The organism is Chryseobacterium cheonjiense (genome assembly GCF_012927265.1).
Taxonomy (GTDB): domain Bacteria; phylum Bacteroidota; class Bacteroidia; order Flavobacteriales; family Weeksellaceae; genus Chryseobacterium; species Chryseobacterium cheonjiense.
The window spans coordinates 828,503-840,660 of the sequence record NZ_JABBGF010000001.1 but is presented as its reverse complement, the minus strand read 5'-3'; the positions used below and the strand labels follow the sequence as shown (position 1 = coordinate 840,660).

Here is a 12,158-nt window from a genome sequence, read left to right as displayed (position 1 = left end):
TTGATTAATATTTACTACAAATATCTTTTGTGTCTTTTGCGGTTAAAACAACAACATTAAAAAAGGTTTAAAATGAAAAAATTAAATATATACTTCACCGCAGGAATTCCTCAACTGGAAGACACCGCAGAAATTATAAAGCTTATCCAGGATTCCGGTGCGGATATGATCGAAATCGGGATGCCCTATTCCGACCCGGTTGCCGACGGACCTGTTATTCAGAAGGCTCACGAATTGGCACTGAAAAACGGAATGACCATTGAGAAACTATTTGCCCAGCTGAAAACAATTAAAAATGAACTCAAAATTCCTCTGATTTTAATGGGTTATATCAATCCCGTGCTAAGCTTCGGCTTCGAAAGATTTTGTAAAGAATGCTCGGAAAGCGGTGTTTCAGGACTCATTATTCCGGATCTGCCGGCCATTGAATTTGAAAGAAACTATCATTCAATTCTTAAAAAATATAACCTGAATTTTACTTTCCTGATCACTCCTGAAACATCAGATGAAAGGATCTTGTATCTCGACTCTTTAAGTTCCGGGTTTCTGTACGCTGTAAGCTCATCATCGACCACCGGAAATCAAAATGCAGATTTAAAAAATGAAGACTATTTTTCAAGACTTTCCTCTTTAGCTTTAAAAAATCCGGTAATGATCGGCTTCGGGATTAAAACAAAACAGGATTTTGAAAATGTGACCCAAAAAGCCGACGGCGGAATCATAGGAACTGCCTTTGTCGATATTCTACTCAATAATAGAGACTGGAAGAACAAGGCCATAGATTTCATCCATTCTATGAAAGCATAAAAATCACTAAATTTGTGTTATCAAAAAATAAAATGAATACACATCAGAATAAAGTTGTAGAATTCGAAGACCTGGGAACCAGAGATTACCAGTCAGCGTGGGATTATCAGGAGTCTCTGATGAAAAACATCATTGATCTTAAAATCAAAAACCGAGATCTGCCTGCAGAAGAGCATTCTACTACACCCAACCACTTCCTTTTAGTAGAACATCCGCATGTTTACACCTTAGGAAAAAGCGGACATGAAGAAAATATGCTCGCCGGAATCGACAAATTAAAGGAAATCGACGCTACTTTTGTAAAGGTAAACCGCGGCGGTGATATTACCTACCACGGATACGGACAGATTGTCGGCTACCCTATTTTAGATCTTGAAAACTTTTTCACCGATATTCATAAATATATGCGGAATCTGGAGGAGGTGATCATTAGAACCATTGCAGAATACGGACTGAAAGGCGAACGCTCCGAAGGGGAAACCGGAGTCTGGCTGGATGTAGGAAAACCTTACGCCAGGAAAATCTGCGCGATGGGGGTGAAAGCTTCAAGATGGGTTACACTGCACGGTTTTGCTTTAAATGTGAATACTGACATGAGATATTTCGAATATATTATTCCGTGCGGGATCAAAGACAAACAAGTCACTTCTTTAAAAAGAGAATTGGAAAGAGAACTTACATCTGAAGAAATGGAAGATATTAAAGCAAAGATCAAAAAACATTTTGCGGAGGTTTTTGAAGCGGAGCTGGTGCAGCATCATGAAAACCATTAAGGTAAAAAATAAAACCAATTGGTTCCTGACTTTTGTTTTGGGATTTGGATTAATAATGATTTCTTTTATCATATTAGTTCTTCTTCCACTCATCGCGTTTCAGCAGGATTCGTTTTTAATTTCACTGTTTTCGTATTTTTTTAGTACCATTCCTTTTATAACTTTTTTTATTCTTTTCTTATATATCTGGTTGTGGAATACGTTCGGAAAAACAGTTTTGAAATTCGATGATGAGAAAATTATTGTCATTAAAAGATGTAAATTATTCACACCTGCTAAAACATATTACAGAAAAGACATCAAAATTGGTATTGAAAATTTTAAAATAGAAAAAACAAAGTATTTCACACGGAACAATATATTTACATCCTCTACCTTTTCGATTGTATTCCATCAGAATAATAGGATCATAAGGATTATCGACTGGCAATCTCCAAAAAAGTCAAAAGAAATACTGAAAACAATACAGTAATTGTCATTCCGGAAAACTTAATTAAATTCTCCGGAATGACATTCTGAAACTGGTATTAAATTATCTGATTACCGAAACTCCCGCATCAATTCGTAATTCAGTACCGTGAATATAAGAAGCTTCCTCTGAAGCCAGAAACAGTACGGCATTCGCAATTTCATCCGGCTCTCCCTGTCTTTTAAAAGGTATAGAGGAAATAATATACGTCACAGCTTCCTTAATTTGATTCTGACTCAAACCCGTATTATTAAAAATATTTGTCCTGATATGCCCCGGACTGATTCCGTTTACACGGATTCCTTTTTCTGAAAGTTCCGCGGCGAAAGTTTTAATGAATGACTGAACCGCAGATTTTGCAGCAGAATACACCGAAAAGTCAGACATTCCAACTTCCGTCACAAAAGAAGTATTGAAAATAACTGAGCTTCCTTTTCCCATCAGCGGCAACATCTGCTGGACCGTAAAAAAACTTCCCTTCACCAACATATTAAATAATTCGTCAAAATGTCTTTCATTAACATTTTTGATCGATGCGAATTTCCCATAGCCTGCATTGGCAAATACCAAATGGATACTGTCTGTCATTTTTTCCACCTGATTTCTGAGATTCATGACATCCTCCATATTTGCCGCATCCGAAACGATCCCCGAAGCATTATTTCCTAATTGCTCCAGTGCATTCTTTACTCCTTCCTCACTTCTGCCGGTAATAATTACTTTTCCGCCATAATGAATAAACTTTTGGGCGGTTGCAAATCCCATTCCTTTCGTACCTCCTGTGATCAGGGCAAATTTGTCATTAAATTTTTTCATGATATTTATATTTAATCTTTACAAAGATTAAAATACCGTGACACCAAAAAAATCCGATTCATGCGGAGTTTAAGCGAAATTCCTAATCCTTTGGTTTTTCAGTTATAAAGTAAACCACAAGATTAAATTGCACACAATTTAATTTGGCAACATTTTTGCATGTACTAATTCAAATAAAAATAATTAGCAAAATGTCATTAATAGAAGATTTAAATTGGAGACATGCCGTAAAAGCATACGATCCTTCAAAAAAAGTTTCAGAGGAAGATTTAAATAAAATTTTAGAAGCGGCAAGGCTTGCTCCCACTTCATCGGGTTTACAGCCATTCCGTGTTATTGTTGTTGAAAATCAGGAATTAAAAGAGAAAATGGTTCAGGGAGCATTAAATCCTGAAGTGATGAGAGATTCTTCCCACGTATTGGTATTCGCCGCATGGGACAGTTATTCCGATCAAAAAATCGATAAAGTATATGATTATCATACTGATGTGAGAGATCTGCCTAAAGGCCGTTTTTCAAGCTACACTGATAAACTTAAAGAAATATACGGTGCACAAACTCCTGAACAGCACTTCGCTCATACGGCAAGACAAACCTATATTGCTCTGGGACTTGCCATGGCTCAGGCTGCAGAACTTAAAATCGACAGCACCCCTGCAGAAGGGTTCAGCAATGAAGTGGTGGATGAAATTTTAGGACTGAACGCTTTGGGATTAAAAAGCGTAAGTTTGCTATATCTGGGATACCGGGACGAAAAAAACGACTGGCTTTCCCACATGAAAAAAGTAAGAATTCCGATGGAGGAATTTATCATTAAAAAATAATCAACACCTTAATTTCAGTCATGGAACAACAGGAATCTTTAAAACTGCAAAACCAACTCTGCTTTCCGCTGTATGTAATCGCAAAAGAGATTACCGGCCTTTACCGCCCGTTCCTTGATGAGCTGGATATTACCTACCCCCAGTATCTTGTAATGATGGTATTATGGGAAAATGACGGCCTTTCGGTAAACCATATCGGCGAAAAGCTGTATCTCGACAGCGGGACACTGACGCCCTTACTGAAAAGGCTGGAAACCAAAGGTTTCATCCTGAGGAAAAGAAAAAAAGAAGATGAAAGGGTGGTTGAAGTATTCATCACGGAAACAGGGAAAGCTTTAAAAGCAAAAGCCTGTGAAATTCCGGAAAAAATATATAAAAAGATTGATGTTTCTGAACAGGACTGGATTGATCTTAAGAAAAGTGTATTAAAAATATTAAATAAAATAGAAAAATAAATGAAAACCTTATATACAACAAAAGTAACAGCAACAGGAGGAAGAAACGGACATGTAAAAAGCGACAACGGAGTCCTTGACCTTGACGTTAAAATGCCGAAAGCCCTTGGAGGAGCCAACGATGATTTCGCCAACCCGGAAATGCTTTTTGCAGCAGGATATTCAGCGTGTTTTGACAGTGCACTGAACAGGGTGATCTCTTTATCAAAAGTCCAGACAGGAGAGACGACTGTTACTGCGGAAGTAAGCATCGGACAAATTGAAAACGGAGGTTTCGGACTTGCTGTTCAGCTTGACGTCAATATTCCAGGAGTTTCCTTAGAAGAAGCACAGTCTTTAACAGAGAAAGCGCATCAGATCTGTCCTTACTCCAACGCTACAAGAAATAATATTGAAGTGAAACTTTCGGTAACGAACAATTAGAAATTAGCTTTTACCTGTAATGAAGTTTAAACCTTTTGAGGTTAAAATAAAATCTGTTTCTCAGGAAGCAGATTTTTTCATATTATAGAAATTATCGCGTCACAGAATCCGCTTTTTTAAAGGCATCCACTTTCTGGTATGCATTATTCTTTTCTTTCTCTTTTTTATCAGAAATTAAAATTCCGAAAAGATGGTCGATCTCATGCTGGAAGATCACCGCAGTAAAACCTTCCACCATCTCCGAATACTTTTGTCCTTTTAAGTCAACATATTCCAGCTGAATCACCTTACTTCTATAAAACTGATCCCTGAAATCAGGAATCGAGAGGTCGCCTTCCGGACCGAGATTCTGCAGCTCAGATCTCCAGACAATGACCGGATTGATGAAGTATTCCAGCGGTTCACCAGGTTTATCAAATCGCTGTACCCAAATCACTTTTCGGTTGATTCCCACTTGCGGTGCCGCGATTCCTACTCCACCATCGGTTGACAGCAGAGATTCTTTCATTCTTTTAACTAAAACTGCGGTATTTTTATCCAACGGATCAATTTCGGTGGAAAGACTTAATAAAGTTTTATGCTGATGCTCATCAGTAGTCTGGTAAATCGGCAGTGCCGTGTTTGCATCACCCTGATTAATAATGGAAATCTCATCAGAAGTAAGTTTCTGGGCGTTCAAAAGACTCATTAAAAAGACGAAGAGAAATGATATTTTTTTCATGTTACCGGAATATCAGACAAAAATAAAAGATGTTTTAAATTTTTCAAAGCCGATTCGTATTATTAAGATTATAGTAGCTATTTGCTATATCTTTGACCACAGATTTTACAGATTTCCACAGATGATTGTGAATAATTTTATTGATTTTTTTAAGTTTTATTTAAATTCTAAGATTAAAGACTCAAGTAAAATCTGCGTAATCCGTTTAATCAGCGGGAGCTTTAATTTTCTACAATATCACATTGGCTTTTTAACTTTTCCCTGATTCTTTTAATACGTTTTCGTCATATCCGCAGGAAGTATCAGGTTAAAATCTGTTGGCACATACTCTTTTTCCGGAATCTTCAGTTCAGGATCTTCAGATTCAAAAACCGATATGACAGCCATTTTCAGGTTGGGATTTTTCTGCTTGATATACCAGTAAATTCCGCCAAACTCTTTGCTGTGGTAATTTCCGTTGTAATGAATGAATGTTTTTCCGGACTGAATATTTTTAAGAATCGATTCCGCCATTGTGGCATCTTTAATGGCTTGTGCGGAGACAAAATTCATTACTTTCATTTCTTCTGCATGGTCGCCCATCATTTTTTTCATTTCCTGATAACCTGGCGTTTCCAGCGTGACTTGTATAGGAAGTTGTGCAATATAGGTTTTATCTTTCGGCATTAAGCTGTTCAGAGATTCCAGTCCCTCTTTTGAAGTCTGGGAAGCATATCTTCTGGGAACATTGGTGGCAATGAAAGGCAGTTTTTTGGCTTTCGCAAAATCAACCAAAGGTTTATAATCAGTTGAAAAATTATTCCACAACCTTGCGGAATCCTTGAGCGTTTTAGCATCGAACGTCCCGTCAAGATATTTGTTGAGCTGTTCCTGATTGTCTCTTTCGAACATTTCGGCACCCAGCATCAGCTGTCCGCTTTTCTTTTGGTAAAGCGCCTCTGTAACTTTCAGCTGGAGCCAGTGATTGATAGAGTTATTATGATTTTCGCCAAAGAAAACAACGTCATAATCAGCGAGTTCCTTCACCAGCTTTTCGGTGCTGATTTCTTTTCCTTTTTTATTATAGAACTGATAAGCTTTAAAATTCTGGGCATTCAATGAGCAAAAAAGAGCAAGCAATAGTATTGAGAAAACGTTTTTCATTTTTATTTATTTTTTAACACAAATACCACAAATAATTTTCACAAATATCACAATACTTTTTGACTTTTCAGATCCATGATAATTTAATAAAAGGATTTGAGTTATTTATGAAACATTTATGCAAATTGTTTAGATCAAAAAAGCCGCCCTGCAAAAAACAAAACGGCTAAAAAAAAACGATCTAACTATTTATTTTTCAAGGTCTGCAACAAGATTTTTCCATTCCTGTAGTTCCGGAATACCGGGCTTTCTTTTTCCAAAAAACTGTACGATGAAGTCTCCTTCTTTGTTGAATACTTCAATAGCCGTAACCTCACCGTCTTCCGTAGGTTTCTTCACGATCCATGCTTCAGCGATCTTGGTCACCTCAAGATGCAAATTGAAGTCCGGATCCATCACATTGAACCACTGCTGGTGCCAAAGTGTTTTTTTCACATTCCCGGTATGAATCTGGATAATTCCTCTGTTTCCAACAAAAATCATGATCGGCAACTGCTTTTCTGAAGCGTCTTCCAAAACATTGACCACTTTAGAGCCGTCGATTTTTTTGGTAAAACCTTCCGGAGCCAGTCTCAATGCCTGAGTTCTGCTCACCCCGAATTTTCTGGTCATCATGAAGAAATCGTGCGTGTCTTTAAGATCCGTCCATGCTTTTCGGAAACCTTCCACATCAATTTCGGAGTCCGGTTTCTCTTCTGCTTTAGGAGCTACCGCTTCGCATTCTATGATTGAATGCTGCTCATCTGCTTTAAATTTTTCCACTATTGCATCAAAAGCAGCTTCATTGCTGTCTTTGGTTAAATAGATTTTATGTAAAGCCAGTCCGTCTTTTCCGAAGAACTGCAGGCTTTTTTTATCACCTTCCACCACTGCAAAAGCGAACTTCCAGTGGTTAAGAAAAATTCTGAGGTCAATATCTTCGCCCACGAAAAGTTGTGCATGAGGACTGCTGAAATCACCATTCAGGTACGTACCTTTTCTTTCATGAACACATTCGTCATTACGGGTAAGTGCCATTACTTTCCCCATCTGTTCCGCTTCCGTCAGAATATCTTTAAATTCCGACTTTAAAACCGTTACACCTTCGCCAACATTCGTAGCCAGCAGTTCTGCTTCGCTTACGCCCAGCTCTGCCGCTGCATTGCGAATTCTCAAATGAGGATTATCTGCTTTAAGAGCTTCCCATTTTTCTTTAAGATCGTGTACTAATGTGCTCATTATTTTATTTTTTAATGGTTAAAATTGTATAATTTCTTGTTATTGTTTCTTCTGATGTTTTGCTTTTGATCTGCTCTTCCCGTTCTGAAATTTTCATTCTTTTAAAATGGCTTTTCGAGATTATCTCTTCCATTTCAGCGTTGCTGTACAATTTGAAATCAAATTGTGTGAAAGGCAGTTTTTCCATGAAATTTCGTTGTCCGAACGTGAGTACAAACGTTCCGCTGTCCTTTAGAATCCGGTATATTTCATTTAAATATTCAACAGGCTGCTCCCAGAAATACACGGTGTTTACCGTAAATATCTTGTCGAAAGTTTTATCCTGAAATGATAATTTCTTTCCCTCATACAAAACAAAATCCGCCTGACCTTCAAAATGCTTATTCAGTCTTTTCGCCTCCTGATGCATGGTTTCGGAAATATCAATTCCGGTATATTTTATATTTGTGGCTTTATTTAAAATGCTTTTTACGTGGTCAGCATTTCCGTGCCCGATTTCAAGAATGTGTTCATCGTCTTCTATTAAAAGCGTCTGAATACTTTCCAGTGTCATCCCGATATTGGTGGCATTCATCATCTCACCAATTTCAATTCCCTTCTTTCCCTGCGGATTGGCAAGGTTTTGTGCTAATATTTTTAAATCCTGTTTTTCCATATTATCCAAAAATAATCATTGGCCTGCCCGTAATCGGATGATCACAGATCGTGCAGGGAAAATTGTAGGCTTCACTGATGTTTTCTGCGGTAAAAACTTCTGCCGGTGTTCCGCAGGCCGTCACACGTCCTGATTTCATTAGTAAGATTTTATCCGCGTACTGCGCAGCAAGATTCAGATCATGGAGTACAACAATGGCTGAATTCGTTTTTCCCGTAAATTTTTTGATGATTTCCAATGCTTTGTACTGATGTTTTACATCCAGATTATTCAGAGGCTCATCAAGAAAAAGAACTTTGTGGGCAATTTCATTCTGAAGCTGCGCCATGACCCTGGATAAGTGCACTCTTTGTTTTTCACCTCCTGATAACGTGTTGTATTCTCTTTCTTTAAGATGGAAAATATCGGTTTCGTACATCATCGTATTCATGGCTTCATAATCTTCCTGGGCCGGCTGTGCATCGAAATACGGATAGCGCCCCATCATCACAACATCTTTCACCTCAAGCGGAATATCATTGCTGTTATGCTGTGAAAATTTTGCCTTATGTTTTGAAAGCTCATTGACTTTCCAGTCGCTGATATTTTTATCTTTAAATAAAACCTGTTGTTTTGACTTTACTTCATTCGCCAGAATACTCAACAGACTTGATTTTCCTGCTCCGTTCGGCCCGACGATAGCCAAAAATTCTCCATATCCGAGATGTACATCCACCGAATCCAGAATATGAAATTCTTTATGTCTGTAACTGATCTGATGTGCCTTTATCATGACAGTGATTTTTTGAATTTAATTAAAATAGCAATGAAAATCGGACCTCCCATTAATGCTGTTAAAATCCCGACAGGAAGCTCCGAAGGTTCAACAATGCTCCTGCTGAATGTATCTGCCGTTAATAATAAAATACTTCCGCAGATTGCTGATAAAGGCAGGATGAAAGCATAATCTGATTTAAATAAAAGCCTTAAAATATACGGTACAATAAGTCCGACAAACCCAATTGTTCCCGAAAATGCCACGCAGCTTCCGATCATTAATGCCGTAATAATGATAATCTGTTTTTTCAAGGCTTCGACGTTAATTCCCAAGTGTTGCGCATCTTTTTCACCCAGCATCATGGCATTCAGTGCTTTACCTTTAGGCAACAGAATGATGTAGGAAATGATCAGAACAATTCCCAAAATGATATTCTTCATCCAGGTCGCAGCGGCTAAACTTCCTAAATTCCACAATGTTAAATCTCTCAACTGCTCGTCTTTTGAAATATAAATCAGGAATCCGGTGATAGAAAATCCGATGGCTGTAATAGCAACTCCGGACAACAGCATCATAACCACATTGGTTTTTCCGCCGCTTGTTGAGATTTTATACACCAACAACATTGATAATAATGAACCGGCAAAAGCGGCAATACCCACCAGCGAAAATTGTACAGCTTCAGGAAGATACTGTCTGAAATGTCCTCCTAAAACAATCGTAATTGCGGCAAGTAGTGTTGCTCCCGATGTCAGTCCGATTAAATCTCCTGTTGCCAGCGGATTTTTAAACAGTCCCTGGAGGCTCGTTCCGGAAACGGCAAGCATACTTCCGATGAGTATCGCCATGATAATCCTGGCTGCTCTTACGTCCCAGACTACATATTGATCACTTAAAGACAAGCCCGGATTATCTTTTATAACTTTTCCCAACACTTCAAAAGCAGATTTGCCGGCGAAATCATAAACTCCGGTATTAAGTGACCATACCGCTATGATGAGAAGCAGTATGGCACTTATGGTAAGGTAAACGTATAATTTACTTTGCGTTTTCAATGAAAAGTTTGTTTAATTCCACAGCAGCCTCACCCAGCCTTGGCCCGAAACCGGAAACCAGTCCGCCATCCATTGCGATGATCTTTTTATTTTTTCCGGCGTTGGTTTGTGCAACACCCGGCATTTTAAGCGCGCCTTCATTTCCTCCGGCACCCTGCAGTCCGCTGGTGAAGAAGAATAAAACATCAGGGTTTGCTTTTACAACAGCTTCCGGTGTTAAAGGTTTAAAATCTTCAAAGTCATTAACTGCATTTTCACCTCCTGCAATTTCAATTAAAGAAGCCATGGGTGTATTTTTTCCTGAAACCATCAGCGTATTTCCTCTGGCGTAGATGAATAATACTTTCGGCTTTTTAGCGATACGCTGAATCTGTTTCAAATCAGCATCAATTTTGTCATTGAGCTTTTGATAATCTGTATTTCCGGTGGCTTTGGCAACATCTGCAATCAGCTTTTTGGTTCCGTCTACGGTAAATTCCTGTTTGAAAATTTCAGTTTTAATTCCTGAAGATTTGATTTTACCCATCAGTTCCGGGTTGATGTCTTTATCTGAAGCTAAAATCAATGTCGGAGATACGGCCATGATCGGCTCGATGGTCATTGATCGTACATGACCCAGGTCTTTCGCTGTCGCTTTTAGTGATTCAGGATAAGTACTGGTAACATCTGTTCCCACGATTTCTTTTTCGTGGCCTAAAGCTGCTACAATTTCTGTGATCCCACCGTTAAGTGTTACAATTTTATTACTTGATTTCGGTGTTTCGGCTTTTGTTTCCGTTTGAGTTTCCGTTTTAGCACCCTCTTCTTTTTTGCAGGAATATACTGCCATCAGTACAGAAGCTGCAAAGATGAATTTTTTCATAGATATACTTATTTGATTTATTGAATAGAGAAAATGTAAAATCTTACAAAGGTTTGTATTCGAAAGAAGGGAAACCTCTTTCGTCTTTAACTCCCTGATCGTCCGTATTTGCTTTGGTAAGTCTGGTAAATCTCAGCTTGAAATAATACCCGTTGGGATCTTTGAGAATATAAAAACGATCCCCGTAAACTTCCAGACCATTGGTGCCTACGGGATTCCTCCAGTTGGACCCGATTACACGCTGATCATCGTAGATGAATTTGGATGGATCAATATCAGAAGTTTTAAAATTATTATACGCTTCCACTCCTGAAGTTCCTGCAGGAACAATTACCTCATAAGCGCCTGTTCCGCCGACATTATTGATCGTTACAAAGTCGGCATAAATATAGCTTCCTGCTCCGGAAATGGTGTTGGTGAATACCGTGAAACAAAGGTCCCACTTTTTCTTTTCGGGTTGAATGGATACTTCGTTTTTATTTTTTAAACTGATAAAATTATAGTTATAGAGAGTATTTTTGGCTACCGTTATTTCAAAATAATTATTGCCATCAATATCTGCTGATTTTACTTTATAGCCTTCCCCAGACCGTAAAATCTGTACTTTTTTCCATCCGCGGCTGTCACCTCCCGTAGCTACAGAACCAACGGGTACCGAACCATTGTAGATTTCTTTACCCATATTGACAAGATAAACCGCATTCTCAGAATCATTGGCTTTAATTTCTTCAATAGCAGTATATCCGGAGGGAAAATTTCCTTTGACATCATCGATATAAACCTCGTTGGCAGGATTGAAATTGGCTACCTGAACCTGATTTTTCAAGGTGGAAACGGTAGCTTCCGTTACCTGACTGAAATCTGTAACATTAGGGATTTTAGCTGCAGCCATCATGATGGAAGAATTCAACACTACTTTAAATTCCGGTCCCGAATACAAGGCGAGATCCCAGTCGGTTCTTCTGGTCAGTTTTTGTACAGGTCCTTTCGTTATCGGATCAGTTTCGCTGAGATCAATCCACACCTGATTGGGTTGTGTTGCCCCGCCTACCCTTGGATCTGCAATGGCTCCTTCTATTTTGGCTACCGATACAGGATCTTCATTATCATTAATACATGACTGAGAAATAAAGGAAGCTCCTACAAGCAAACAATAGAGTATTTTTTTCATTTTTAATGT

Annotated in this window: 15 protein-coding genes; 6 read left to right on the top strand and 9 right to left on the bottom strand. The window is 38.4% G+C overall.

Features of this window, described 5'->3' with window-relative positions; all coding sequences use genetic code 11:
- Positions 1-72 precede the first annotated feature (72 nt).
- From trpA to HHL20_RS03915, 3 genes are read left to right on the top strand one after another with little or no spacing between them, the layout of a single operon-like run.
- Positions 73-807 carry a tryptophan synthase subunit alpha gene (gene trpA, locus HHL20_RS03925; protein ID WP_169229874.1) on the top strand — a complete coding sequence of 245 codons (735 nt, stop codon included), beginning with the start codon at positions 73-75 and terminating at the stop codon, positions 805-807.
- A gap of 32 nt (positions 808-839) precedes the next feature.
- On the top strand, positions 840-1,580 hold the full coding sequence (gene lipB, locus HHL20_RS03920; RefSeq protein WP_169229873.1) for a lipoyl(octanoyl) transferase LipB: 741 nt from the start codon (positions 840-842) through the stop codon (positions 1,578-1,580).
- Positions 1,567-2,052, top strand: a complete 486-nt coding sequence (locus tag HHL20_RS03915; RefSeq protein WP_169229872.1) for a hypothetical protein — start codon at positions 1,567-1,569, stop codon at positions 2,050-2,052. The genes lipB and HHL20_RS03915 overlap by 14 nt, the downstream gene beginning before the upstream one ends.
- Before the next feature lie 60 nt (positions 2,053-2,112).
- Here the strand turns inward: HHL20_RS03915 and HHL20_RS03910 are convergent, their stop codons facing one another.
- A complete protein-coding gene (locus HHL20_RS03910) occupies positions 2,113-2,865 on the bottom strand; it encodes an SDR family oxidoreductase (protein ID WP_169229871.1) in 753 nt (250 codons plus the stop codon).
- Between the two features lie 191 nt (positions 2,866-3,056).
- On the opposite strand from HHL20_RS03910, the gene HHL20_RS03905 reads away from it, so the two are divergent.
- From HHL20_RS03905 to HHL20_RS03895, 3 genes are read left to right on the top strand one after another with little or no spacing between them, the layout of a single operon-like run.
- Positions 3,057-3,689, top strand: coding sequence for an NAD(P)H-dependent oxidoreductase (locus HHL20_RS03905; RefSeq protein ID WP_169229870.1), 633 nt, complete (start codon positions 3,057-3,059; stop codon positions 3,687-3,689).
- A 20-nt stretch (positions 3,690-3,709) separates the two neighbouring features.
- On the top strand, positions 3,710-4,144 hold the full coding sequence (locus HHL20_RS03900; protein ID WP_169229869.1) for a MarR family winged helix-turn-helix transcriptional regulator: 435 nt from the start codon (positions 3,710-3,712) through the stop codon (positions 4,142-4,144).
- Entirely contained in the window at positions 4,145-4,567 is a 423-nt protein-coding gene (locus tag HHL20_RS03895) for an organic hydroperoxide resistance protein (RefSeq protein WP_169229868.1), read from the top strand. It abuts the gene before it with no gap.
- Between the two features lie 91 nt (positions 4,568-4,658).
- On the opposite strand, the gene HHL20_RS03890 is transcribed toward HHL20_RS03895, so the two are convergent.
- From HHL20_RS03890 to HHL20_RS03855, 8 genes are all read right to left on the bottom strand, one after another.
- The gene (locus tag HHL20_RS03890) at positions 4,659-5,288 is read right to left on the bottom strand and encodes a peptide deformylase (protein ID WP_169229867.1); all 630 of its coding nucleotides are present in this window, start codon (positions 5,286-5,288) and stop codon (positions 4,659-4,661) included.
- Between the two features lie 270 nt (positions 5,289-5,558).
- Positions 5,559-6,431, bottom strand: coding sequence for a ChaN family lipoprotein (locus tag HHL20_RS03885; RefSeq protein WP_169229866.1), 873 nt, complete (start codon positions 6,429-6,431; stop codon positions 5,559-5,561).
- A 189-nt stretch (positions 6,432-6,620) separates the two neighbouring features.
- Positions 6,621-7,649, bottom strand: coding sequence for a hemin-degrading factor (locus tag HHL20_RS03880; protein ID WP_169229865.1), 1,029 nt, complete (start codon positions 7,647-7,649; stop codon positions 6,621-6,623).
- 4 nt (positions 7,650-7,653) lie between these two features.
- Positions 7,654-8,304 carry a class I SAM-dependent methyltransferase gene (locus HHL20_RS03875; RefSeq protein WP_169229864.1) on the bottom strand — a complete coding sequence of 217 codons (651 nt, stop codon included), beginning with the start codon at positions 8,302-8,304 and terminating at the stop codon, positions 7,654-7,656.
- A gap of 1 nt (position 8,305) precedes the next feature.
- The gene (locus HHL20_RS03870) at positions 8,306-9,076 is read right to left on the bottom strand and encodes a heme ABC transporter ATP-binding protein (RefSeq protein ID WP_169229863.1); all 771 of its coding nucleotides are present in this window, start codon (positions 9,074-9,076) and stop codon (positions 8,306-8,308) included.
- A complete protein-coding gene (locus HHL20_RS03865; protein ID WP_169229862.1) occupies positions 9,073-10,116 on the bottom strand; it encodes a FecCD family ABC transporter permease in 1,044 nt (347 codons plus the stop codon). Before HHL20_RS03865 ends, HHL20_RS03870 begins: the two co-directional genes overlap by 4 nt.
- Positions 10,100-10,978, bottom strand: coding sequence for a heme/hemin ABC transporter substrate-binding protein (locus tag HHL20_RS03860; RefSeq protein ID WP_169229861.1), 879 nt, complete (start codon positions 10,976-10,978; stop codon positions 10,100-10,102). Before HHL20_RS03860 ends, HHL20_RS03865 begins: the two co-directional genes overlap by 17 nt.
- 43 nt (positions 10,979-11,021) lie before the next feature.
- Complete coding sequence (locus HHL20_RS03855; protein WP_169229860.1) at positions 11,022-12,149, bottom strand: HmuY family protein; 1,128 nt, start codon at positions 12,147-12,149, stop codon at positions 11,022-11,024.
- Positions 12,150-12,158 lie beyond the last annotated feature (9 nt).